Origin of the sequence: Ralstonia pickettii, from assembly GCF_000607165.1 — a bacterium.
Classification (GTDB): Bacteria; Pseudomonadota; Gammaproteobacteria; order Burkholderiales; family Burkholderiaceae; genus Ralstonia; species Ralstonia holmesii.
Genome location: NZ_JFZG01000024.1, coordinates 337,238 through 361,754 on the forward strand (window position 1 = coordinate 337,238; position 24,517 = coordinate 361,754).

Below are 24,517 nucleotides of genomic sequence, written 5' to 3' on the forward strand. Positions count from 1 at the left end.
AGAATGGGAGTCTAATTATTTTTTGGGGGCCGGTATGTTGCAAGTAATCATTGAGGCGATAAGAAGTCGAAAAATTTTATCTTTTAGTTATAACGGTCTATTTCGAGTTGTCGAGCCTCATACCGTTGGGCTCTCAAGAGCTGGGCGGCCAGTATTGAGTTGCTACCAGATAAAAGGGTTGCATATAAAGCCGGGACACGAATGGGATTTATGTCTGCTATCCAGCATTCATGATCTGAAAGTGACTGGGGAAGTCTTTTTAAGTCCATGCTATGGATACGAGCGAGGGGATAGCCGCATGATGACTATCTACGCAGAGCTTTGATGGCTTGCTCGGGATCGATTCTGGTGGACGGTAGAAATGAAGAAGGGTGATTATGTCTAATATATCCGAGCTTGCCAATTCAATGGGTGTGGCAGTTGATCAATGGGAAAAGCTCTCCGCGACAATTCCCTCCCCGGTCCAGGGGGCTTCTCTTCCGGTTGATTTGGATTCGTTCACTAAATGGTTTCATTCTATTAGAGATGGGTTGAAGCTGTTAGAGAAGAGACCACCTGATCCAGCGATGCTTTCGGTTCACTGGGCTGGCTTACAGTCCGGGGTGAACCAGATTGTCGGACATATGAATACGGCGGTCGCAAATGGGTCGACTTGGTTAAATCAAACTACATCGCAGTTACTGTCTTACCTTTGGAATCTGAAGGCAATTCTTTACTGGCTGTTACCTGTTGAGGATGGGGTTGTTAATGAAAATAATCTAAAAGATCTGGCGGCTAAATCGGAGGGGGTGGAGCTAGCTGCACAAAATGCGCGTAAAGGCGCTGAAGCGATAAAAGAGAACGTTGTTTTTGCTGAGAAAACAAAATCGGAAATAGAAATCTTGCGAGAGAGCGTCGTCTCTAATGAGAGGACCGTTGCCGCTACAGCCACCAACTTGCTGACCACGGCATCGACAGCCGAAATGGAGGCGAAGAGAGTTGAGGACTACGTAAACAACCTAAATGATGCAGAGGAGCGGCAGAGAGAACTGTTCTCGGAATTTGATAGATATCGTGAAATCGTTGAGGGAACTCTGGAAGGAGCAAGTAAGGTCGCCCTCGCTGCCTCCTTTAGAAGTAGAAGAGTTTGGCAAACATTTGCTCAAGGGGCTTGGGCTGTGGCCTTTATTTCTGGTATCGGCTTATTGATTTGGTTTGGATTAAATGTTGTTCCTAATTGGTCGGCTACTCTCGTAGGGCCGACTGGTGAATTCCGTGTGACAGCTGGTGGCGCAGTTGCATTTTTCTTGCGGTTCTTTGCCGCAGCGCCAGTTATCTGGTTGACTTGGTTTTCAGCAAGGCAGTACGGGCATTGTCTGCGCTTAGCGGAGGACTACGGATTCAAGGAGGCAGCTGCGCATGCTTTCGTTGGCTATCGTAATGAAATGGCGGACGATCCGGAGATGGTGAAATTGCTACGCGAATCTGCTATTAGAAATTTTGGAGCAGATCCCGTCCGAGTTCTTATGCAGAGAGAACCTGTCACCCCAATAAATGATGCGATTGAGCGAGTTCTTGAGAAAACGAGTCCGGACAAGATTGTTGATTTGTTGAAAGATATCTTGGCGTCTCGAAAATAGGAATTCTAATGTGATCCGTATATGCGAGTGTTGAGTTAATTGAATAGATCGCTCCTCTCTTTACGATGAGCGTGCGCGGCGGCTTTTGGGCTTTGCTTGCCTAATGGCAATGCCACCCGCTAAACTCCCCCCGCTGCGGCAACAACCGCAGCCGAGACTGCAATCTCGACCGTTCCTGTCCGGAAGAAACTCAAGTTTCTACCGCTGTCGTCGTTCGCCCTTCGGGCGGGCCCGACAGGGAGGGCTTCGGCCCTGCCGTCATGACAGTAACGTCGGTATTGCAGACCTTGTCGTGTGCCCGCCCACCCTCCCAGGTGGGTGGCTCCTCACTCAACCAGAGGCAAGACAATGGATCAACCGACCCAAGCTGTACCCATCCCACGCGGGCGTCGCCCCGCAATCTGTCACCTTCCCGGCATCGTGCAGCGTCCTCCGTCAGGGGGTGCCCAATGAGCCTTGAAGACGAAATCCTGTACTCGCAAGGCGCGCTGAGCGCGCGGGATTATCTGCGGCGCACGCAGATGAACATGAAGGTGCAGCGGCAGTTCAACCCCCAGACGTTGCGCTTGGAGTATCAGATTCGCGTCAAGGACAAGGCTCTTGAATACCAGGCCGGGTTTCTCGATGCGATTGGTGCCTTCATGCTGACCTCGCTGGATGGTGTGACAGTGGACTTGTACCGGTGGGAAGTCCTGCACGTGCTGGCACGTGCGAACAAGCAGAAATAAAAAAACAGCAGTAAAAGCGAACCCGCGACGGGCGGGGGCGCCAGGCCAGGGCACAACGCCCAGCCCTCTACGTGCCGAGCCCAACTGGCTGAGCACGACACACAAAGGCCCGACCGCCACGGTCTGAGGCCCAAACGCCGAGCGCCAACACCCACGCGCCGCTCGCAGACATTCAAATTTTCGAGCTGAAACACTCGCGTGCCGAGGTCAGAGGGTCGACTGCCGAGCTAAAACTGTCGACTGCCAGCCCCAGAGGGCGAAGCGCCAATGTCCGAGGTCCAATTAGTCGGAGCTTTGAGAACCGGGCGCCAGCCTCAGAGGGTGGAACGTCGCTCTTAGAGGGTGGAGCGCCAGCCTCGGAGGGTGGAACGTCAGTGTCGGAGGGTGGAATGTCAGTCTCGGAGGGTGAAACGCCAGTCTCAGAGGGTGAAACGCCAGTCTCAGAGGGTGAAACGCCAGTCTCAGAGGGTGGAACGTCGCTCTCAGAGGGTGAAACGCCAGCCTCGGAGGGTGGAATGTCAGCCTTAGAGGGTGAAACGTCAGTGTCGGAGGGTGAAACGCCAGCCTCGGAGGGTGAAACGCCAGCCTCGGAGGGTGGAATGTCAGTCTCGGAGGGTGAAACGCCAACCTTGGAGGATGGAACGTTGGCCTCGGAGAGTCGAACGCCAGGCTCTAAGGGCCTGTCAGAATTTCCGTGTTCTTCATCGGCCGTGAAAGCGCTCCTTTAGATGCCACCGTGCGCGGCCATGAACATGGCGACGGCCGACCGGCAATAGGATTCGATTTCGTTGTCGTCTTCCGCTCTCGCCTCATCAAAGCGTGCGATCAGCAAGAGATCCGACCCTTTGAAAAGTGCGGCAAACAAGCGGGCGGACAGGTGCGTATCGGGCACGTTGAGCATCCCTTTCGCGTGCAGCTGACGCAATACGGCCTCAATGTGGGCGACGACATGGGCCGGCCCGGCTTCGTAATGAAGCTTGCTTAACGACTTTTGATTCGTCTTGTCGGCCAGGACCATGGCTTCGACACTGCGGACGTCCGGGCTCAACAGCGTGCGCAGCAGGGATGATCCCACCGCCATGAGCTGATCTTCGGCCGAACCGTCAACGCCTTCAGAAAGGGCCTGCGGTGCAAATTGATCGCAGCGGGCCACCATGGCTGCGCTGAACAGCGCCTCCTTGTTCTCGAAGTGCCGATAGATGCTCAGCTTGGATATCTTCGCCCGCTGGGCAACCTTGTCCATCGTCGTCGCTTGAAAACCCAATTCCACAAAGAGTTCGCAGGCGGCGTCGACGATCGTTTGGCGAAGCGCTTCGTTGGCGGGCCGGCCTCGCCGGCTTTGGTTGTTTTCGCTCACGACAATTACGGTACTTGACAGTATTGAAATTGGTTAATACGATACCACTCAGTATCGTAATGTGCAAGCCAAGGGCAGGTTTCAACCGGTTGTGCAGATCAGGTTTCCCCGGCCCACCCCCTCATCCACAACACGGAGCCCATCACCATGAATGACGTCATCATCATCGGCGGCAGCTTTGCCGGCCTCGCCGCCGCCCTGCAGCTTGGCCGTGCCCGCCGCAAGGTCACCGTTCTCGATACGGCCCGGCCACGCAACCGCTTTGCAGGCCACTCGCATGGCCTGCTCGGCCACGATCACAAGCCACCGCTGGACATCCTGGCCGAGGCGCGGCAGCAGCTTGCGCGCTATCCAACGGTCAGCCTCGTCAACGCCCGGGCCGAGAGCGTGTCTGGCGCAATCGATGATTTCTGCGTCGTCACTGACGATCACGAAATCCTGAGGGCGCGCCGCGTGATCCTGAGCTATGGCGTCGCCGACCAGATGCCTGATGTGCCGGGCTTTGCCGAAAGCTGGGGCACGTCCATCGTGCCGTGCCCGTATTGCGACGGCTTTGAAGTCGCCGGCCAGCATTGGGGCCTCGTCTGGTCCAGCCCGCAGTCGTACCAGTCTGCCAAGCTGTTCCGCGATTGGACTGACAAGTTGACTGTCTTCGCCGATGGTCGGGACATTGCGCCCGATATTCAGGCCGATCTGGCGCGCCGCAACATCCCTCTCGTCGATGGCCGGATCGTCGAGATCGCGCACGAGAAGGGCCGTATCACCACCGTCAATCTCGATACCGGCCGCAATGTCGCGGTCGACATCCTGTTCGCCAATCCGCGCAACAAGCCGTCCGCAAGCCTGCATGAATCACTGGGCCTCGCCACGCTCGATACGCCCACCGGCGTGGTCCTCAACGTCGACGACCGACGCCAAACCAGCATGCCCGGCATCTACGCCGCCGGCGACCTCGCCACGCCCTTCTTGCCATCGGTCACCCAGGCATCCTCGCAGGGCGCGATGGCGGGCATCTTCGCCCAGCAGTCGATGGTTGTTTGAGTGCACAGATTCCCCTCTCCCGTTGCGGCGTCGCCTTCGAAAAGGTTGGCGTAGATCGGCGCGGTGAAAGGCGGATCGTCAAGTCAAGGAGATGACATGGCAAAGCAAAGCGCGGATCAGGTCGGAGACTGGAATGGTCAAAGCGGTGAGCGCTGGGTCGCCAACCAGGCGCGGCTGGACGCTCTGGTAGCGGTGTTCGGCCAGGCCGCGATAGAAGCCGCCGCGCCCGCAGCGGGCGAGCGCGTGCTGGACATCGGCTGCGGCGCGGGCGCGTCGACTCTAGCTCTGGCAGCCCGCGTCGGCGCGGAGGGCCAAGTGCTGGGCGTGGACATATCCGAACCGCTGATCGACCGAGCGCGCGCTCTTGCGCCAAAGGATTCGCCGGCGCTGTTTCAGGTGGCCGACGCCAGTAGCGCAGCGCTGCCCGAAAGCGCGTTCGACATCCTGTTCTCGCGTTTCGGGGTGATGTTCTTCGACGATCCGACAGCGGCGTTCGCGCATATGCGACGCGCCCTCCGGCCGGGCAGCCGAGTCGCCTTCGTTTGCTGGCGCGGTGCGGCCGAGAACGATTGGATGCGCCTGCCAGTGGGCGCGCTCAAGGGCATCCTCCCGCCGAGCGCGCTGCCCAATCCCGAAGCGCCCGGCCCGTTTTCATTCGGTGACAGGGAACGCGTGGCACGCATCCTGACGGCGGCCGGCTTCAGCAATATCGCTATCTCGCCCTTCGACGCGGCCGTCCCATTCGGCGAGGGCGAAACGCGGGACGCCGCGATCGACGACGCAGTGAAGATGACACTCGAAGTCGGCCCGCTGTCGCGGGTGCTCGCTGATCAGCCCGACGACATTCGCGCCCGCGCCTCGGCCGCAGTTCGTGCCGCCTTTGCGAGCCTTCCCGGCGAGCGGTCGGTGATGATCAACGGCGCCGCGTGGGTCGTCATGGCACGCAATCCGGCAAGCTGATAGGGATTAAGAGGGAAGACGCGCTCGGTGGAGCGAGGCGTCTGTGGCTGTGCTCAGTGCGGCCAAGCGAGTTCTAAACACCACCCCTACCGACTGCGTTGATAAATCGTCGCCAAATCAGTGCGGTTTCGCGCTCCCATGCGCACGAGCAGTTGGCGCATGTGGCTTTTAACGGTTTCCACGCTGATGTGCAGCCGTTCCGCAATCTCGGAGTTCGACCGACCGCACGCCCGAACACCCGAACACTCAACAATTCTCACCGTTTGGGCATTTGCGTTGACGCGCCTTCGCACGCTGACCTACGGTTGCGCCATTAAAAAAAGATGGTCGGGTTAATACATGATGAAAAAGTCCGTGGAGCGCGTGAGCCTCAACGCGGTGCCTAATCCTGTGCGTCGAGCGCTGTCATTGGGTCTGGGGCTGTTCCCCCTGTTGCCGTTTTTGCCGGGGTGCGGCGGCGGTGTCGAAGACGCCTCCGCTGCGGGGCTAGGCCAGCCGCAAGAGAAGACGGGCGGCGCGGCTCCGACCGCCCCTGCCAAACCAGCACCCGCCACGGCTGCGTCGGCTTATGAGAGTGGCGTCTTCCGCCACCCGGCCCTGCTGGTGACTGAAGACGCCTTCACCCGCATCCGCGCGCATATCAAGGCTGGTGACCAGCCGTGGACGAACTGGTGGAACACGCTTGGCGTCGATCGCTTCGGCACCCTCAACACCAAGCCCTTCCCGCTGCCCGCCGTCTACCGGGCCGATGGCAGCAAGAACAACCTGTACGTCGACATCTGGCGCGCGTGGTCTCTGGTACTGCACTGGAAGTTGTCTGACCCGCAAGACAACCGCTATGCCGACAAGGCAGTGGAGTTCCTGGACGCTTGGGCGAACACCTTGAAGGTGATCGGAACGGTGCCGCCGGGCTCGACTGCCCATGACGACCACACCTTCATCATTCTGGCCGGCATACAAGGCCACCAGTTGGCGCAGATTGGCGAAGTCCTGCGCACGTACCCCGGCTGGGCACCCGCAAGCCTGAAGCGCTTTCAGGACATGCTGCTCAACGTCTTCGCGCCCATCTGTTCGAACTTCCTCAGCGACGGGCGTATCGGCTCGCATGCCAACTGGGACATGGCCTCGATGGCAGGCGCCATGGCCATCGGCGTGTTCTGCGACCAGCCGGATCTGTACCGCCTGGCCTACGACTGCTACGCGGGCAACAACCGCGGCAAGCTGCGCAATTTCGGCAACGGCTCCATCGTGCACGGCGTGTACTACATGCACCCCGGCCATTTCGGGCAGTGGGAAGAAAGCGGCCGCGACCAGGGCCACTCCACGCTGGGCATGTCGCTGGGTGGGGACTTGATGGAGATGGCCTGGAACCAGGGCGACGATCTCTACGGGCTCTATAACAACCGCTTCCTCTCGGCGGCCGAGTATGTGGCGCGATCGAACCTGCTGGACGAGAACGGCAAGCCCTACGCGATGCCCTATGCACGCGAGCAGAACCCCACGGCCCCGCACCCGGCACCGTGGACGGAGGTGAACCAGTCGTTCCAGCACCGCCGCAACGCGTGGGAGCCCATCTACAACCACTACGTCAATCGTATGGGGCTGGCGGCGCCCAACGTCGCGCGCATGGTGACGTGGTGCGAGCCGAACTACGGCGGCAGCAGCGACGACGTGATGTACCCCACGCTCACGCAGCGTCTCTCGCCCTATGCCGGGCCGATGAAGCCGCCGTCTGGGCTCACGGCCCATTTGCGCGGCAACCGTGTCGTGCTGTCTTGGTGGGGCAGCGTCGGCGCCACCTCGTATGCGGTCAAGCGCGCCAGCCAGGCCAACGGCCCCTTCAGCCTGCTGGGCACAGTCTCGGCCAGCGAGCTGCTCACCTACAGCGATACCCCGCCCAACGGCATCTGGTTCTATCAGATCAGCGCCCAGGGCAACGGTGCCCCGAACACGGGCTCGAACGTGGCACGCATTGCGGTGCCGGGAGAGACGCGCCTGTCATTGCCGCTGAACGACCCGAACGGCACCGGCACAGTTGGCGCGGTGCTGACCGCCGCCGGCACCACGGCCTTGGTGCAGGGCACGCTGCTGGACGGCGCAACCTGGGGCGACGGGCGCGTCAACGACAAGGCCATCGCATTCGACGGCCAGAAGGCAGGCCTGCAGTTGCCCTCGGGGCTGTTTGCAGACCTCGACGACTTCAGCCTGTCTTTCTGGGCCTACGCGAATGGGCTGCACTGGGATAGCTGCATGTTCTTCGCAGGGCAGGACGCGAATGCCGCCATGGCCATCGCGCCGCAGTCCGGCTCAGGCGTGCTGCGTTTCATGATCTTTGGCGCAACGTTCAATGATGCGCAGGTTGTAGAAGCGCCGTGGGCCATGCCGATTCGCCGCTGGGTCCATGTGGCGGTCACGCTGCAGGGCAACACCTGCCGCCTCTACGTTGACGGCACGGAGGTGGGGAAGAACGACGACATGCTGCTGTCGCCGCGCCAGGTGGGCGATCAGGTCACCTTCCTGGGCCGCAATTGGGCGCATCCATCGTTCAACGGGCGTATTCAGGGCTTCCGCGTTCAGGCGGGTGCATTGAGTGCTGCGGAGGTTGCGACGCTGGCGCGCTGATGTAGCGCTACATCGCAAGGTTGCCGGACAACCCGTCACAGCCTGAAGGGTGCGCGCATGGTGCGTGCACTCGCAGTGCAGGCAGTGTTGGTTGAATCGGCGCGCGTTGGGTGCTCGGGCAGCGCCCAATGGAGTCACATGCGGCAATCGGCCATGTGATGACCCTGCCAGCAGGCCGGACTAAGCGTCAGCGGCCGCGCTGTGCTCCACATCAAAACGCATCGCACGCGAAACGTCGCGCCATACAGGTGGCGCTTGGCGCGCCTTAGCGCGTGCGTTGGTAGATCGTGGCCAGCTCCGTGCGGTTGCGTGCACCCATTCGCACGAGCAGTTGGCGCATGTGTGTTTTGACCGTCTCGACGCTGATATGCAGGCGTTCTGCAATCTCGGAGTTCGACCGGCCGCAGGCCACCTCTTTAAGAATGTCGCACTGGCGCGGGGTGAGGGGCTTGGGCTCCGGCGTGGCGGGCGATGGACTGGGCTCCATGCCGCTGGCCGGCTCAAGCGATTTCAATGCGCCGCTCAGCATCTGCTGCACGTCTTCCAGCGCCATCGGCTGCAGCGTGGGCTGTGAAGGCAGCCAGGTGGAATCGTTGAGCAGCGATGTGTCCAGAAAGATGACGGCCAGCGATGTGGCAGCAGCATCCCAGCGCGCAACCATGGCGGTCGATGGAAGGCCAGGACTGCATATGTCTGGCGGACTGGTCGACGGTGGTGTTCGCGCTGGCATGCGGGTTCCTCTTTGAAAAGCACGGTGCAACCTGACTGAAGGCAGGCAGTTGCCGGTGATGACGGCTCGCAGCCGCGGCAGCCAGCCTTCGTCAGGCGCACTATCGCAAAATCGGGCGGCCTGCAACCATCGCTATGGATAGCGATGGTCAGTGCGGTGCACGTGCGTTACGCGATTGGGCCAATCTCAAGTGCACCAGCTATAGGGCTGGGCCGTTGTGCCGATATACCTGTTTGTATTTGTATTGATTGGCGCGCCTGGAGCCCCACGATGAATGTTCAGACTCAACACCAGTGGCGAGCCGCCCAAGCGATCGATGGACCTCTCCACAGCTGAACTGCGCGCACTGCTCGATATCACCGGGCATTTGCATGAGGCATCGAGCAGCAGCGTTCTCGACCGTCCGGAAGTGGCCGAGAAGCTGGGGTCACTCCTGCATTTCGATCTTGCGGCGCATATCCAGTGGGGGCACGACGGTAGGCATCAGACACGGCCAAGCGCGCTGTGGGGCCGAGACCAGGCCATGCGCGGTGAGTATCAGCAGTACTTCCATGGGGTCGACTCGATTGCGCAGTGCCTGACGGGCAGCTTTGAACCTGTCGTGATCGAGCGGAAGATCTGCCGCTCTGAATGGGGCAAGTCTGAGTACTTCACAGATTTTCTCTGTCGGCACAAGGCGTATCCGGGCATCAGCCTGCGCCTGCCAGATGCCAACGGGATGCTGCTGGACTATCGGTTCAGCACCAGCGATCCAAACAAGCGTTTCGGTGATCGAGAGACATTGCTGCTCAGCCTCTTGAAGCCGCATCTGCTGAATGCGCATCAGCTTCGCGTCATCCAGGAAGTGGGGGAAGTCGGCGCTGCCGCTGATGCCGGTGCGCATGTGCCGACATTCATGCTGGACGGCAAGTCACCGCCTCTGCCCAACGCAAAGGCGCGCGCCATCATGATTGGGCTTTGCATGGAAGAGCGTGACGCGCTCTATCAGCAATTGACAGAGGCGGCCAACGGATCACGCCACGGGCAGTGGAAAGGCTTCGGCTTTTGCGTGGAGCGACTGGCTGCCCACGATGGCCCTGGGCTCGGTTGCCGGATTCACCTCGTCGCACGGGGCGTGGGGTCATCGGCCTGGTTCCAGCAGCAGTTTGGCGTGACCGTGCGCGAAGGCGAGGTCTGCCACCTCATGCTCAAGGGCATGTCAGACAAGCAGATCGCCCTAGCCCTGAACATGAGCTACTGGACGGTGCGCACCCACGTGGGGCACATCATGAAAAAGATTGGTGTGGACTCACGCAGTGCGATCGGCCTTGCCGCGCTTGAAGCTGGCGGATCGCTGAAGTAATGCACGCGCGCGTGGCCATCTGTGCCGCGCCGGCAACGGTTACGTTGCGCGAATTTCAAACATCCTCAAATCGCTTGTTCTGAAAAGACGTTGATCTGGTGACGTTGCGCCGGCTCATGGGCAAGCCATCGCCCAAGACCGGCTAGCTGATGCTGTGCCCCAGCGTTAGGTGCAGGGCTGGCCCGCCTCAAACAATCGGCAACCGCTTGGTCGACTTCACCTGACGAAGCGAAATATTCGAGCGTATGCCAAACACACCGGGCAGCTTTCTCAAGACCTTTTCCACGAAGCGGCTGTAGTCGTCCAGATCGTTGGCGACCACCTGGAGCAGGTAGTCGGCTTCGCCCGTTGTGTTGTCGCAGGCCAGGATGTTGGGGCTTGCCAGGATGAGCCGTTCGAACTCCGCCGTGACCTCCTCGGTGTGTTGGGTGCACATGATCTGCACGTAGACCATCACGCCGAGCCCGAGCTTGCGCCGGTCGAGCGCCGCGTGATAGCCCTCGATGAGGCCGGCATCATCCAGGCGCTTGAGCCGCCGCCAACATGACGCTTCACTCAAGGAAAAGCGCTCCGCCAGCTTGGCATTGGAGACGCGTCCGTCCTGCTGGAGTTGATCCAAAAGGCCCAGATCGATGGTGTCCAGTGCTTCCATGAAATCTCCTTTCCACGGCGTGTCGGAATCAGAAAGAGCGCTTCGAAAGACTCCAGAAACGCCCTGAAAATAGAAAGATACTTTCGGCGACTGCGGCTTATATTGCAACGCTCATCCGCTCTGCGTTGAAATCATGAAAGCCATAGTCTACGAAGCCTTCGGCGCCGTGCCGAAGCACATGAACGTTCCCGACCCGACTCCGGCAACGGATGGCGTGGTCGTGCAGGTGATGGCCAGCGGCGTGTGCCGCAGCGACTGGCACGGTTGGATGGGCCACGACGCGGACATCGAGCTTCCCCACGTGCCCGGTCACGAGCTGGCCGGCGTTGTTTCGGCGGTCGGTGCGGATGTGACGCGCTGGAGGGTGGGTGACCGGGTGACGGTGCCGTTCGTGGCCGGCTGTGGTCACTGCCCCGAATGCCACGCGGGGCACCAACAGGTGTGCGAACAACAGTTCCAGCCTGGCTTTACGCACTGGGGCTCGTTTGCTGAATACGTCGGCATTGGCTATGCCGACCTGAACCTCGTGCGCTTGCCCGATGACCTGGACTTCACCACGGCGGCGAGCCTCGGTTGCCGCTTCGTGACGGCGTTTCGTGCCGTTGTCGACCAGGGCAAGACCACTGCCGGCCAATGGGTTGCGGTGCATGGATGCGGCGGCGTGGGCCTGTCGGCCATCATGATTGCCAACGCCATCGGCGCGAATGTCGTGGCCATCGACATTTCAGACAGCGCGCTGGAGCTGGCGCGTGCGTTGGGGGCCGTCGCCACGGTCAACGCATCGCGTGAGTCAGATGTGGTTGAGGCGGTGAAGGCCATCACGCAAGGGGGCGCGCATGTTTCGCTCGATGCGCTGGGCCATCCGACCACATGCTTCAACTCCATCAGCAATTTGCGCCGGCGCGGCAAGCATGTGCAGGTCGGCCTGATGCTGGGTGATCACACGACACCCGCAGTCCCCATGAGCAAGGTGATTGCGCATGAGTTGGAGATTCTGGGCAGCCATGGCATGCAGGCCCATCGCTATGGCCCCATGCTCGACATGATCCGCACGGGCAAGCTGCAGCCTGGGCGAATGGTCCGCAGGGAAATCAGCCTCAGCGCCTCGATCGAGGCATTGACGAACATGAACCGGTTTGAAGGCACCGGCGTGACGGTGATCACGGATTTCGCATCCTGAACGATGTCACGGGCCGACCCTGCGTGGTGTCGACCGCATTACCTGCGGACCGCGTCACCTGTGCCGCCGCTGATTGTGCGCGGTCGGTCGCCCCCCGGTCGCCGCATCGCTAGTCATAGCGATGGATGAACACACTGTGAACGCTATGCTGTTGCGAAACATAACAAGCGGGGTAGACGTGTTGATCGACCCCGCGCCGTCGGGGTGCTTTGCCATGAAATTTGCCGTACTCACCACCAACCCAGCGAGCTTTGCTTATGTAGCGGCTTGCCTGTCAGCGCAGGGCGTGACGTGCGTGCGATTCGACGACGCATTGGCGCTGATGCGCACCGGGCACACCGAGGCCTTCGCGTTGCTGATGATTGATGCGCAGCAGTTCAGCACGGCCGCCCGACTGTTGCTTGCTGGGCGCGAGCGCAACGCCAACGCCAATATGTGCCGGCCAACGTTGGTGTTTGGCGACTTTGCCGGCCGCCACGAGATGCTTGGCGTTTTCGATGCCGGCATCGACGACATCATTTCCGGCCACTTCACCGCCGAGGAGTTGTGTGCGCGCGTTCGGCGCATCCTGCGCGGGGCCGGCAAGTCGACGCAGGTCGCCCTCGATACGCAGGTGGTGGCCGGGCCCTACCGTCTATGTCGGCTGACCCGCACGGTGACATTGCACGACGAACCGATTCGTCTGACCGCTCGCGAATTCGCTACGGCTTGGCTGTTGTTCTCTTCGTCTGGGGCGTTTCTGTCGCGCCAGCAGATCGCCTCTGCGGTATGGGGTACAGAAGCCAGCGTTGCAGAGCGCTCGATCGAACAGCACATCTACAAGCTGCGCAAGAAGCTGGGCTTCGGCCCAGCGACCGGCGTTGAACTCAAGACGGTCTACTCGCGCGGCTATCAGTTGACCGTCCAGCCGGCAGGCGAGCAGCCGCAGAGCCTCGCCCCGAACGTGAAGCTGGCAGCCTGACGCATGCATGCATGCCGGCCCGCTCGTCGCGGGGTCTTGATGGCCTTCGGCTGTGCCCGTTACTTCAGCAAGTCGATGGCGTCGAAGGCATAACCGGGGCTGAGAAAGCCTTCTCCGGCCGGCCCTATTGCTTCGCCAGTTCCCGGCTGGCGCGCGACACGAGATGCGCCATATTTGCCACGGCTTGTGGTGGTGCTCCATCCAGATAGGCGATCGCACGGCCGATCATCGAAATACGCTTGTGCTCGATCGAAGTACTCAATCGTGCTGTTTTCGTCGGAGCGACCGGCATGGTTGCGTTGGGGTCTACGCGTGCCAGAACCTCGCGTTCCGTAAGATGCCGGCTCGTTCTGCTCTGCAGGGTCTCGTTGCGCTTGTTGACGGGTGTCATCGACTGATCCGGATGACTTGCAACGTAGCGTTTGACCGAACTGCCGGCATGGCTGTGCTTCATCATCCTGGCGTCGATCAGCGGTGCCCCGTCCAACACAAGCAACGCACCCAGTTCTTCTGTTGTCTTTGCGCGTGACACCAACGGCGTCGGGTCTGTCCCGGATCGCAACGCATCATGCAACGCCGAAAAGTCGCCTTCGCGCGCGTGCATTTTCAAGGCCAGCGACATCGAGAAGATCCGGCAGCCAAAGGCAGACTTCTGCAAGTCCACTGGGATGAACGCACACTTGGCGTGCTCACCCGCTTCACTGCTGACGTTGTCTGCGTACTGATCGTACTCGGCTTCGTCTTCTTCCTTGCGTAAGGGGTCGACCACGATCACGGTCGTTCCTTGCGCGTCTTTTCGGATATCGGCCGCTCTGGTGTGCGGGCCGTCATTGACGATGGCCCTGTATCGCCCGGGTGGCGCTGACTCGATAAAGGCCCCGAAGTTGTGTGAATTCACCAGGGGTGGCAGATCGTCTTCGTCGTCATCGAACCCGGCTTCTGCCGTGTCCATGTGCAGGGCAACGAGGTTCAGCCCCGGATTGCGCGCGTTTTCCGCCGCTATCAGCAGCGGCGCAAGCGCCCAGTCCACCTTCTTGATCGGGAACTTGACGATCTCCAAATCGAGATTTCTGTCCAGCGCCTGCTGCAGCTTGGTCAGTGGCCCTTGCAGGGTACTGCGCACCTGCGACCGGGCATGCTCAATGGCGGCCTCTTGAGACGGCGTCAGTTGGGGGCCGCTGGCAGTCTGGCTTGTCTGGCCCGTGCCGCGCTCGTGGACGACCGGCTGCTTGCCGGCGGTACGGGCTTTGTCCGGAGGATCGCCGTACCACGAGTGCCCCAACAACGGGTGCTCGATGCCCATTCTTTCCAATGTCGGACGATTGTCCAGCAGGGGCTCGTGGGGCTCGGTGGCAGCCGAAGCGCCCGCATGATTGCGGGCAGGTGCCGCAACGCTGGCGAGTTGAACGCGGCGGAATTCCGGCTTTCCAGAAGCGGTTGCCGTATTCAGCCGTTGCCTGCGAGGCGGCGGCATATCGGGGGCATCGGCAGGCGCTCTACGCCGACGATCCAGTGCGCCGATAGCGGGTGCACCAGAGGTGCTGGGGGCGCTGCTGGTTGGCACTGCTGCACTGTGGGAAGCGCTGGTGTGATTGACCTTCATGCGGGCTGGCTGTGGCGTTGTGGGCTCGATCACGCCGTAAGAAGCGTGACAGGCGACGTACGCAATGTCGCTACCGCTTCAGCATAAGGATTCGCAGCAGCGCCGGGTGCCCCCGCCCGAACGCATGACGCTTGCTCCGAAGGGCCGGTCGATGGAAAGGTGCTCCGCACCGGCGAAAAAAAGCCCCGAGGTGGTCAATCCCGGGGCTCCCGACCATCTTTTCACGAAGGCTCGTGAACCATGGCTACGCGCCAGTCTACCCACGTGACCTCACACCAGCAGTGCTGGTGAGAATTATTGAGCAATGCGTGCGCCGCGGCCCTCACCAGATGCAGCGTCCCTCGCTTCACCCAATATTCCACTGCGGTGCAATCGCCAGCAATTGCCGACGGAGGTTCTCGATCTCGTTGGCAAAGCCCTCTGCAAGCGCGCTTTCCACCGTTGGCGAACTGGCCGTGGGGCTCGCCTCGGCGGGGTCAGCCGCGCGCGGTCGTGCCAGGCGCGCCACCGTGCCGAACCGCAATGCCCGCGACATGCCGATCAGCGTGTCACGGATGCGCCGGGCGCCCATGCCGGGCAGGGCGCCAGCACTCGGTGCGCCCAATGCCCCGTGCGTTGCATTGAGCAGTTCCAGCGTGCTGATGCAGATGCGCAGGCTGCGCTGGATGTTCTCCAGCCGCTCCACGGGCACGTCAATCTCTTTGGACACGGACGGCATGAGCGAGCGCAACTGCACCAGCAGCGTATTGAGCTTGCCGAGGTGCTTGCTGCGCTCGCCGGGGGCTTCACCGGCGCGGCCGAGGCCGGCATATGCCCGGGCGCATTCCCGCAGCGCATCGGCCAGCCGGTAGCGCCACGAGTACGTGGCATACAGCGGCAGCGCAAACGAGAACAGCAGCGCTATCGCAATCCCCACCAGCACGTTGAGCGTGCGCCAGGCGCCGTCGAGCAGATTGTTGTCGCCATGCCCCACCACGATGACCAGTGTGATGGCCGCCAGCAGCGCGATATAGCCGCCCTTGCCAATCGCGTGATACGCGCAGATGCCGCACGCGATGGCCGTGAGCGCGTAGGTGAGCGGCAGGTGCCCAAGCCACGTCTGCTGAACGATGATCAACAGGCCTGCCACCGCGCCGATCAGGGTGCCCCAGGCGCGCTCGGCCGCGCGTTTGCGGATGTTGCCGTGGTGCTGCAGGCCGGCAATGACGATCAGCAGCGAGATGGTGGCCCACTCGCCATGCGGCCAACCGAAGCCCGACGTGACGGCAATCGACAGCAGCACGCCCAAGCCGACGCGCGTGGCATGGATGTACCGCGCGTGCTGATAGCGCCGATGCGGGTCGCGCACGAGGCGGAGCAGGGAAAGGAGGGGGGCAGGTAGTTTCACGGTGCGGGGCGCACGAATGGAAATCGACATAAGCAAGATCGTTGCAGATTCTAGGGCGCGACGGCCCCAGGATGGGCGCCACGTTGGTGCCGACGCCTTGTTGTGGTGCGCGCCGGGTGCAAGTGGCGCGTCAAGACTTCGGGTTTCCCCTAGGTATTGCACAAAGCTTGCCATGGGCGGGTGAGCTTTTTTGCGTATTGCGTAAAGGGCGGCGCTTCAGAGCACGCGAAATTGTGTCGATTACGATGCATAGCCCGATAGGCAGCGCTCCGGGCTACCCGGGATGTTGCCGATCCACCTCGAACAAGATCCAGTCTTATGACGACGCAGACGCTATCGCCCTGGCTGAGGTTGCTGAGCGCTGCCGAGCGCATCGACCGCGGGCCGTATTTCATTGCCGTTCGGCGCGGGCTGGCGCTCTCTTTGCCGCTCATCATGGTGGGCGCGCTGGCGCTGCTCTTGCGCAACCCGCCCACCGCCGGCATGCGCCACGCGCTGCTGAATGCCTTTGGCACGCGGCTGGATGTCTTTTGCGACAGTGTGTTGGCCGGAACGATCGGCATCGGCGCGCTGGTCGCGCTCTTTGGGTTTGCCGAAGTGCTGGCGAAGCTGTACAACCAGCGCGCCGGGCATCGCGTGGTCAACCCGACCGTGGCGGCCGTTGTGGTGGTGTCGTGCTTCTTCACGCTCATTGCGTCGGATGCGGATGCATCTTTGATGGCATCGCTTTCGCTGGGGCGCGGGCTGTTTGGCGCCTTGCTGGTTGCGTCGCTGGGCGGCAGCCTGTTTCTGAAGCTGTGCGGCATCCGCCGTTTGCGCATTCCGTCTCACCACCTGAGCAACGATCTTCTGGTGGGCGATGTGCTGTCGGTCATGCCGGCCGGCATGCTGACGATTCTTACGTTTGCGGTGCTCAAGGTCGCCATGGCCTGGGCGGGTTGGCCGCAGCTCATGGCGGCATTTGGCACGCGGCTGGAGGCGCCGTATTCGGAGGTCTCCAACAGCCTGCTGTTTGGTCTGGGCTACGAAACCGCGGCGCAGGTGCTCTGGCTGTTCGGCATTCATGGGCCGAACGCGCTGTATGCCATTCACCAACACATACTGGAGCCCGCCACGCAGGCCAATGCGGCGGCGGTTGCCAGCGGTGGCCAGCCGCAGTTCATCTTTACGTACCACTTCTTCGCGGTGTTCGCGCGCATGGGCGGCTCGGGCGGCACGCTCAGCCTGATCCTGGCGCTGCTCATGTCCAGGCGCACGCTGCGTGGGCGCAAGATGGCGCTCGTCGTCATGTTGCCGGCGCTGTTCAACGTGAATGAGCCATTGCTGTTCGGGCTGCCGCTGGTGCTGAACCCCGTCTATGCGATTCCGTTCCTGCTCACACCGCTGGTGCAGATTCTGATCGCCTATGCGGCCACCGTTGCTGACTTGATGCCCAAGACCGGCTACAGCGTGGCGTGGACCACGCCGGCGCTGTTCAGCGGCTACGCGGCCACCGGCTCGGTATCAGGCGCGGTGGTGCAGCTCATTGGCCTGGTGGTGGGGGCGGCAATCTACCTTCCGTTTGTGCGCATGGCGGATGTCTTGTCCGCACGGCGCAGTCAGGACGTACTGGCGTCTCTGCTGCAGATTGCCGAGTCGCCCGAGGTGAGCCTGAAGGGCCGGCGGTGTCTGGACCTGCCCGGCGACGAGGGCCGCATGGCGGTGGCGCTGGCCAGCGACCTGGAAGGCGCCATCAAGAAAGAAGGCCAGATCTTCCTGGAGTTTCAGCCGCAAGTGGATTGCGCAACCGGGCGCGTGTTTGGCGCCGAGGCGTTGCTGCGCTGGCAGCACCCGGTGCTGGGGCGCGTGGCGCCGCCGATTGTCGTGGCGCTGGCCGATGACATTGACCAGATCGACCAGTTGGGCCTGCGCATCCTGTCGCTGGCGTGTCAGCAGCGCGCTGCGTGGCGCGATGTCTTGCCGGACGATTTCGTGGTCGCTGTCAATCTGTCGCCACGGCAGTTGCTGGACTATGCGTTCCACCGAAACGTGATCGACATCCTGCACCGCGAAGGGTTGTCACCAACGCAGCTCGAACTGGAGATCACCGAAACCACGATGCTGCTGCCGGACATCAACGCCATCGGCAACCTGAAGCGGCTGCGTGAGGCCGGCGTGAAAGTCGCGCTCGATGATTTCGGGATGGGCCATACGTCGCTGCACTACTTGCGCGAGCTGCCGCTGGACACCGTGAAGATCGACCGCTCTCTGGCAGATGTGAGCGCGGGCAGCATCAACGAACACATCGTGCGCAGCATCGCGAGCCTGAGCCGGACGCTGAACCTGTCGACGGTGGTCGAAGGTGTGGAGACTGAACAGCAGCTCAAGCGCCTGTCGGCCCTGGGGTGCGACCGTTTTCAGGGGTACTTCTTCAGCCGCCCGCTGGCGCCGAGCGTGTGTCAGCAGTTTGTGCTGGATGCCAACCTGCAGCCGTTGGCACGCGCGCTTTGAAGGCGGGGGCGCGCGGGCTTACCTGTACTTGCCAACGAAGTTTTCGCAACGACGGACGCGATCAACCTTCGCGGCCCATCGGTACAGGCCTTCCACCAGGCTCTTGCTGACCGTGACCGGTTGACCATTGATCTGCCCCAGCACCTCAGATTGATTCGGGTAGGGCTTCTCAAACAGCAGCTTCATCTCGCTGCCGCCGCCAAGCGCCATGTAGATGGCCTCACGAGGCTCGAACTGCAGCACGAACGAGTTGCTGCGCACGCTGGTGCGCTCGATGGAATCCGCAAAGTTGGCGATGAGCGCGGCGTCTTCGGTGCTGTATTCGCAGCCTGCGTCTTTCAGTTGCGCTTCGTCCACCGCCTTGAGCGATGCCACGGCGGGGTCCATCAAATACAACGTGATCGCACGCGCCTTGCGCATCCGCGCGCTCAGGCCTTCGGCTTCCCAATAGCTTTGTTCGACCTTGACGAGGGGCTCCGCTCTTGGGGCGGGCTCCGGGGCAGGCGCTTCCGCTTGCGGGGCTTCCGGCATGGGCGCTTCCGCTTGAGGTGTGCCCGCTTGCAGGACTTCCGTCTGGAGCGCTTCGCTTTGCGGCGCGTCTGTCAGGGGCGCTTCCATTGAGATTTGTCCGAAGGCCGCTTGGCTCATGCTGCAAGCGCAGGCCAAGACCAGCGAGATGATCTTTTTCGACAACTCCTACCCCTTCTGAACGTACGTTGTTGTGTTGTAAATGCTAAGCCGCCGATATGACGGAACCAGCCGGTGGAGTCTATTGCGTCGAGCGCGGTGCCGGCCATCGCCGCATTGCGCCGGGCGTTTCGGGCATCTGCTGCAGTGGTGTTTTCGTCAACACGTAATAGTGATGCCGCCCGCTGCGGTCAGCAATGTCGAAGAGATAGCTGCCTTGCGGAACCACCATCGTCGTGAACGACGGTGGCATGGTGCCGGAGTTCACCGGGTCTGGGTTGGCCTGCCGCACCAGAGAGAAGAAGTTGACCTCGCCCGTCAACGCATCGCACTGCATGGCGGTGTAGCGTTGGTTCTCGACATACCACCCGCGGCAGTCGGACCCGGCCAGCGTTATTGCGCCGGTGGCCGGGCCTACCAACTGCAGGCTGAGTTGGTATGAGCCGTCTTGCTTGCTGACGATGGCTTGCGTATAGCGGCGGCCATCGTCGTTGCGGCTATCTGTGATGGTGTAGCTGCCGGCCAGTTCATTGGCGGCCCGCTGCAGCGCGAGCTTCTGCTGTTCGGGCGTGCGCGGGTCTTGATAGCTGACGCACCCAGCGAGAGGCGCGATGGCGCAAAGCGTTGCGATGGTGCGAGCGAGCATGGTCGTGGCGGGTTCCTTGGCGAACGGATTTTACGCCGGGCCTGGAATACCAAGCGCGAGGTTCCGAGGCCTAAAACGTCGAGCCCGGACCGCGCTCCAGCCCCGCAAATCACACGTCATGCCAGTGGTGGAAGGTCGCGGCTTGCCCGTGGTACACGCCATCGCTGTCGATCAGATTCCACACGGTGCCGCCCTCAATCCAGAACCGCCTTTCGGAGCGCGAGATGCGTACGCCCCGATAGCCGGTGGCGAATCCGCGCGTGCGTACCGACTCAAGCAATTGCGCACGTTCCTCCCGGTTCGGTTGCTCTGCCGAAAAACGCGACCGTAACGCCGTGATGCCATTCCAATCGTATTCAAAGCAGCGCTGCGCGGCCCTGTTCGCATAGATGAAGTGCGGGTCGGCGTCGGTGTTGTGCGCCAGCACGCAGAAGGGCGCGTCTTCATACAGCCACCGGGCCGCATCGGCGGGCGCGATACCGTTGTCGATCAGCGGCGTGCCAACGAGCCGCTGGTGGCTATCGGCCAGCAGGTTGAAGAACTGCGGGTCCAGGCTTAGGGATACCGTCATCGCGTTGTATCGGTGAGCTTCAAGTAAGAGGAGGTGACTTTATCAGCCTGCCCCCACCAGCTTGAACACCGACACGACGTCTTTGAGCTTGCCCGCCTGTTCCTCCAGCGATTGCGCAGCCGCAGCAGCTTCTTCCACCAGCGCGGCGTTCTGCTGCGTCACCTCGTCCATCTGATGAATCGCGGTGTGGACTTGCTCAATGCCGCGCGTCTGCTCGTCCGACGCGGCGGTGATCTCGCCCACGATGTCGGACACGCGTTTGATCGCGTCTTTCACCTGCCCGATGGTGGAGCCGACGGCCAAGGCTTGCGTTGCGCCGTCCTGAATCATCGACACGGATGCTCCGATCAATGTCTTGATCTCCTTGGCGGCGGACGCAGAGCGCTGCGCAAGGCTGCGCACCTCGCTAGCCACCACGGCAAAGCCGCGGCCTTGCTCGCCGGCACGCGCGGCCTCCACCGCGGCATTGAGCGCGAGGATGTTGGTCTGGAACGCGATACCCTCGATCACGCCGGTGATCTCCGAGATCTTGGTCGAGCTGCCGCTGATTTTTTCGATGGTGCTGACCATGCCTTGCATGGCGTCGTTGCCGGCGTCTGCTTTTTCCGTGGCGAGTGCGGCGAGTGTATTGGCCTGGCGCGCGTTGTCTGCGTTCTGCTTCACGGTTTGCGTCAACTGCGTCATGCTCGAGGCGGTTTCCTCAAGCGAGGCAGCCTGCTGCTCCGTGCGCGAGGACAGATCCACGTTGCCGCTGGCAATCTCGCGCGATGCCACAGACACCGATTCCGTGCTCGTGCGAATTGACCCGACCACCGCTGCAAGGCTGCCCTGCATTTGCACGACCGCATGCAGGATGCTCTGCCGGTCGGCGGCGCGCGTATCGACACGTGTTTGCAGGTCGCCACCGGCAATTTGCACAACGACGCGCGCAACCTGCGCGGGCTCGCCCCCGATCTGCCGCACGATCGATCGGGCAACGGCCAGGCCCAGCGCAAGCGCGATACCCACGCCCACCGCCGCGCAACCCACAATCCAGCGCGTGACCCCGGCAACGAGTGCGACGCCCGCTTCGGCACGTGTTTTGGCCGAGGCATCGCGCAGGTTGGAGAATTCGATCAGGATCTTGCGGATCTTCACGTGTAAGCCATCCGTGTTGGCTTGCATCTCGGCAAGCGCAGCGGGCTGGTCGCCTTGGCGCGCCAGGGTTTCCACCTTCTGCACGGAAGCAAGATAGACCGGCCAGGTGGCATCAAAATCCGCCAGCAATTGCCTTTGCCGATCGTCAAACGGGTGCGCACGTTCATAGTCGAACGCGGCGATGATGGCGGCCTCGCCACCCTTGTTGAAGGCCAGCGTGTCTTCGCGGCCCTTCGGGTCTGTCTTCACAACGTAGTCGTACAGCCGCCGATAGTGCGCAGCCGCTTGCCACGCGGCGGTGCCAATCTGCCGGATGGGCACGACTTCGCTCTCATACATCGTCGTCTGCATGGTGGCGAGCTCGCGCACCTTGACGGTACCGACCACCCCAACAACCACCGTGGTGGCTGCGCAGAGCAGCAACAAGCCCATGAGCTTGTGACCCAATTTGAGACTGGCGAACCATGGCATGGGGGCACTTCCTCTTGTGTTGTATTCGTTCTGATATATCAATCCCGCTGCGCGCTGGCCTGCCGAGATTGTCTCCACTGTCAGGTAACGGCGGTGGCGCGCGGGTTCTTTAGCGCGCGTTGGTGGCGGTGTGGGAGTAACTCTTCCGAGGGAGGCGATCGGCCTACAACGCCCGTCACCCAAAACGACGTGCCCGCCGCCGGATTGAACGTCTCCGGCGGCGGGCGGGCGTCAAGCCGTTGAGCTTACAAGCCGCGCATGGCTCAGCCGACCAGGTGGCCGTTGCTGCCGATCATGGTGACGTCGACGTAGTCGAGCCCGGCGTGATTGTTGCGGTCGTAATGGACGCGCACGCCGCCGAAGTCGCGCGTGCCGAAGCCTTCGAGCGCCTGGATGAACGCGTCGCGCGTGGGGTTGCTGCCGCAGGCCCGCAGGCCCTCCACGATGACGCGGGCGGTGAGAAAACCTTCCACCGCTTCGTAGGTCTGGTTGCTGTGGTCGCCAAACTTGTCATTGGCCTCGCGAAACGCGCGCACCAGCGGCTGGGTCCGCACGTTGGGGCCGGGCATGACCTGCGTGACAGCCACGCCATGGGCCAGCGTGCCGGCTTTCTCGAACACGGTCTTGGGCGTGGTAACGGACAGGATCCACGGCTGCGGCAACGGCACGGGGCCGTGCTTGGCCTGGTAGCGCATCAGCATGTCGGCCACGGAGGTGGGCGACGTAAACAGCAGCGTGGTCTGCGGGTTGGCGGCGGCAATCTTGTCGACCACCATGTCGATGTCGTCGCCTTTGGCGTTGTGCGGGATGAGCGCGACGATCTGTGCGCCGAACTTGCTGGCCGCAGCCTTGGCGGCGTCGGCATTGCCGGAACCGAATGGGTTGTCCTGGTAGACCACGGCCACGCGCTTGAGCCCGATGGTGGTGGCGTGCTGCACCATCTTCGTGACTTCGTCGGCGTAGCTGGCGCGCGTATGGAACAGCGGTGCGCTGGCTTTGCGCGCGGCGGTAGCGCCGGTCATGGCGCCCACCATCGGCAGGCGGTATTGCTCCAGCAGCGGCAATGCGGCGATGGTGTTGCCGGTGCCGCCCATGCACACCAGCCCGAACACGCCTTCCTGCATGAGCGTCTTAACGTTGGCCACGGCCTTCTCTGGCAGGTAGTTGTCTTCCAGCCGCTTGACGACCAACTTGCGCCCGGCCACGCCGCCCTGGGCGTTGACTTGCTCGAAGCCGGCCAGCAGGCCATTGGTGTAGTTCTTGTACAGCCCGCCCCACACGCTGTCGAACCCGACCGTCTGCCCAAAGACGATCTTGTCTGCAAACACGCCGGCTTCCGCCGCGCGTGCCATGGGCGACAGCATCATTGCGCCGCCCAGTGCTATCGAACTCCGTACGAATTGCCTCCGGTCCATACCTGTCTCCGCCCCTTGTTTTATTGGTGGTGTGGCAGGAGTGTCGAAAAGGTGAGCGCCGGCCGAAATGGCGGATAACCCTGAGGCGAGAATTTTTGAGATACCGGATGCGCGGGCTGCGGACGGTGGTGTCGTGCGCTAACGGGCCGCGACGAGGGCGCAGCCGCACGGCAGCACAAACGCAGCGCCGTTGTGCCCGGCCAACTCAAAGTACACGCTGCCCGGGGGCAGCAGATCGAAGATGCGGAACGCGCCCCCCGCATTGAAGACGATGGCGTGAGACACCAGCGACACCACTACCGACCCATCTGCATGGCGTGCATTGGCGGGGTCGGACAGTGCCGGTAACGCCCAGCCGCTCAAGCCGGCGCGCGCCATGGCCGCGAGGATGTCGGCATGGGCGTCTTCGGCACAGGCCGGTGGAGGGTCAATCTTGCTGAGTTCTTTGCGCAAGCGGTGCAGGCGCTGCCGCGTTTCCAGCGTCCGCAAGGCTTTGACCCGGGTTGGCGCGGCGGGCTGACGTGCAGCGGTGGATTTAGGCAGTTGCGCCAGACCCGGACCGGGCACCCTGGGTGCGCAGTCGGGTGACGGTGCAGCGCGCGCCGGCAGCCCTGCAAGCCGCCCGCCAGGCGGGCTGTCATGCCGTGGCGGGATACCGTTCGCGCTGCTGATCTTCGACATCGGGAGTGGATTGCACTGAGTGGCGGTCGGGGGTTGACGTTCATGCACGCGGTGGTGCGCATGAGCGTCGGGCCCGGCATGACCACTTGTAGCGACCTGCCGAGAGGGCGGCATCTTAGGTAACCGCCGCCGCCGCGTCACCCTCCAGCCTGGCGATACGGCTTTGTGCATTCGTAATTGCGGACACATCTTCGGCGGCGAAACGCAGATCGGATGGCCCCTCGACTGAATTCTCAA

At 62.1% G+C, this 24,517-nt stretch carries 20 protein-coding genes and 1 pseudogene; 9 read left to right on the plus strand and 12 right to left on the minus strand.

Going from position 1 to position 24,517, the window contains the following annotated elements; translation table 11 throughout:
• The first annotated feature begins 377 nt into the window (after nucleotides 1-377).
• Together BG83_RS0119095 and BG83_RS0119100 are read left to right on the plus strand one after the other, a co-directional pair.
• Nucleotides 378-1,619 (plus strand): hypothetical protein, encoded by a 1,242-nt coding sequence (locus BG83_RS0119095; protein ID WP_152543730.1) that lies wholly within the window; start codon nucleotides 378-380, stop codon nucleotides 1,617-1,619.
• Between the two features lie 449 nt (nucleotides 1,620-2,068).
• Nucleotides 2,069-2,347 carry a hypothetical protein gene (locus tag BG83_RS0119100; RefSeq protein ID WP_024978201.1) on the plus strand — a complete coding sequence of 93 codons (279 nt, stop codon included), beginning with the start codon at nucleotides 2,069-2,071 and terminating at the stop codon, nucleotides 2,345-2,347.
• Nucleotides 2,348-3,071: 724 nt separating this feature from the next.
• Here the strand turns inward: BG83_RS0119100 and BG83_RS0119105 are convergent.
• Nucleotides 3,072-3,704, minus strand: coding sequence for a TetR/AcrR family transcriptional regulator (locus tag BG83_RS0119105; RefSeq protein ID WP_024978202.1), 633 nt, complete (start codon nucleotides 3,702-3,704; stop codon nucleotides 3,072-3,074).
• Between the two features lie 147 nt (nucleotides 3,705-3,851).
• Between BG83_RS0119105 and BG83_RS0119110 the strand changes: the two genes are divergently transcribed.
• Together BG83_RS0119110 and BG83_RS0119115 are read left to right on the plus strand one after the other, a co-directional pair.
• Nucleotides 3,852-4,745, plus strand: coding sequence for an NAD(P)/FAD-dependent oxidoreductase (locus BG83_RS0119110; protein ID WP_024978203.1), 894 nt, complete (start codon nucleotides 3,852-3,854; stop codon nucleotides 4,743-4,745).
• A gap of 96 nt (nucleotides 4,746-4,841) precedes the next feature.
• Complete coding sequence (locus BG83_RS0119115) at nucleotides 4,842-5,705, plus strand: class I SAM-dependent methyltransferase (RefSeq protein WP_024978204.1); 864 nt, start codon at nucleotides 4,842-4,844, stop codon at nucleotides 5,703-5,705.
• Between the two features lie 86 nt (nucleotides 5,706-5,791).
• On the opposite strand, the pseudogene BG83_RS30055 reads toward BG83_RS0119115, so the two are convergent.
• A pseudogene (locus BG83_RS30055) lies at nucleotides 5,792-5,935 on the minus strand (response regulator transcription factor); the annotation flags it as partial.
• A 109-nt stretch (nucleotides 5,936-6,044) separates the two neighbouring features.
• Between BG83_RS30055 and BG83_RS0119120 the strand changes: the two are divergent.
• Nucleotides 6,045-8,327 (plus strand): LamG-like jellyroll fold domain-containing protein, encoded by a 2,283-nt coding sequence (locus BG83_RS0119120; RefSeq protein WP_024978205.1) that lies wholly within the window; start codon nucleotides 6,045-6,047, stop codon nucleotides 8,325-8,327.
• Between the two features lie 265 nt (nucleotides 8,328-8,592).
• Here the strand turns inward: BG83_RS0119120 and BG83_RS27905 are convergent, their stop codons facing one another.
• On the minus strand, nucleotides 8,593-8,988 hold the full coding sequence (locus tag BG83_RS27905) for a helix-turn-helix transcriptional regulator (protein ID WP_024978206.1): 396 nt from the start codon (nucleotides 8,986-8,988) through the stop codon (nucleotides 8,593-8,595).
• A gap of 343 nt (nucleotides 8,989-9,331) precedes the next feature.
• Here BG83_RS27905 and BG83_RS0119130 point away from each other — a divergent pair, with 343 nt between their 5' ends.
• Nucleotides 9,332-10,399, plus strand: coding sequence for a response regulator transcription factor (locus BG83_RS0119130; protein WP_051541519.1), 1,068 nt, complete (start codon nucleotides 9,332-9,334; stop codon nucleotides 10,397-10,399).
• Nucleotides 10,400-10,586: 187 nt separating this feature from the next.
• On the opposite strand, the gene BG83_RS0119135 is transcribed toward BG83_RS0119130, so the two are convergent.
• Nucleotides 10,587-11,051, minus strand: coding sequence for an Lrp/AsnC family transcriptional regulator (locus BG83_RS0119135; protein ID WP_024978208.1), 465 nt, complete (start codon nucleotides 11,049-11,051; stop codon nucleotides 10,587-10,589).
• A 133-nt stretch (nucleotides 11,052-11,184) separates the two neighbouring features.
• On the opposite strand from BG83_RS0119135, the gene BG83_RS0119140 reads away from it, so the two are divergent.
• Together BG83_RS0119140 and BG83_RS0119145 are read left to right on the plus strand one after the other, a co-directional pair.
• A complete protein-coding gene (locus BG83_RS0119140) occupies nucleotides 11,185-12,231 on the plus strand; it encodes a zinc-dependent alcohol dehydrogenase family protein (RefSeq protein WP_024978209.1) in 1,047 nt (348 codons plus the stop codon).
• Between the two features lie 214 nt (nucleotides 12,232-12,445).
• Nucleotides 12,446-13,192: a winged helix-turn-helix transcriptional regulator gene (locus BG83_RS0119145; RefSeq protein ID WP_024978210.1), complete on the plus strand. Its 747-nt coding sequence runs from the start codon at nucleotides 12,446-12,448 to the stop codon at nucleotides 13,190-13,192.
• 124 nt (nucleotides 13,193-13,316) lie between these two features.
• Here the strand turns inward: BG83_RS0119145 and BG83_RS0119150 are convergent, their stop codons facing one another.
• Together BG83_RS0119150 and BG83_RS0119155 are read right to left on the minus strand one after the other, a co-directional pair.
• Nucleotides 13,317-14,795, minus strand: a complete 1,479-nt coding sequence (locus BG83_RS0119150; RefSeq protein WP_024978211.1) for a YopJ family acetyltransferase — start codon at nucleotides 14,793-14,795, stop codon at nucleotides 13,317-13,319.
• Nucleotides 14,796-15,141: 346 nt separating this feature from the next.
• Entirely contained in the window at nucleotides 15,142-16,212 is a 1,071-nt protein-coding gene (locus tag BG83_RS0119155) for an FUSC family protein (protein ID WP_024978212.1), read from the minus strand.
• A 288-nt stretch (nucleotides 16,213-16,500) separates the two neighbouring features.
• On the opposite strand from BG83_RS0119155, the gene BG83_RS0119160 reads away from it, so the two are divergent.
• Nucleotides 16,501-18,672, plus strand: coding sequence for a PTS sugar transporter subunit IIC/EAL domain-containing protein (locus tag BG83_RS0119160; RefSeq protein WP_024978213.1), 2,172 nt, complete (start codon nucleotides 16,501-16,503; stop codon nucleotides 18,670-18,672).
• 18 nt (nucleotides 18,673-18,690) lie between these two features.
• On the opposite strand, the gene BG83_RS0119165 is transcribed toward BG83_RS0119160, so the two are convergent.
• The 6 genes from BG83_RS0119165 to BG83_RS0119190 all read right to left on the minus strand — a co-directional run bounded on the left by BG83_RS0119165 (nucleotide 18,691) and on the right by BG83_RS0119190 (nucleotide 24,280).
• Complete coding sequence (locus BG83_RS0119165; RefSeq protein WP_024978214.1) at nucleotides 18,691-19,290, minus strand: hypothetical protein; 600 nt, start codon at nucleotides 19,288-19,290, stop codon at nucleotides 18,691-18,693.
• A gap of 151 nt (nucleotides 19,291-19,441) precedes the next feature.
• Entirely contained in the window at nucleotides 19,442-20,005 is a 564-nt protein-coding gene (locus BG83_RS0119170; protein ID WP_024978215.1) for a hypothetical protein, read from the minus strand.
• Nucleotides 20,006-20,114: 109 nt separating this feature from the next.
• Entirely contained in the window at nucleotides 20,115-20,576 is a 462-nt protein-coding gene (locus tag BG83_RS0119175) for an MEKHLA domain-containing protein (RefSeq protein WP_024978216.1), read from the minus strand.
• Nucleotides 20,577-20,618: 42 nt separating this feature from the next.
• A complete protein-coding gene (locus tag BG83_RS0119180; protein ID WP_024978217.1) occupies nucleotides 20,619-22,184 on the minus strand; it encodes a methyl-accepting chemotaxis protein in 1,566 nt (521 codons plus the stop codon).
• A gap of 263 nt (nucleotides 22,185-22,447) precedes the next feature.
• Nucleotides 22,448-23,599, minus strand: coding sequence for an ABC transporter substrate-binding protein (locus tag BG83_RS0119185; RefSeq protein ID WP_080693700.1), 1,152 nt, complete (start codon nucleotides 23,597-23,599; stop codon nucleotides 22,448-22,450).
• A gap of 138 nt (nucleotides 23,600-23,737) precedes the next feature.
• Entirely contained in the window at nucleotides 23,738-24,280 is a 543-nt protein-coding gene (locus BG83_RS0119190; RefSeq protein WP_024978219.1) for a hypothetical protein, read from the minus strand.
• Nucleotides 24,281-24,517 lie beyond the last annotated feature (237 nt).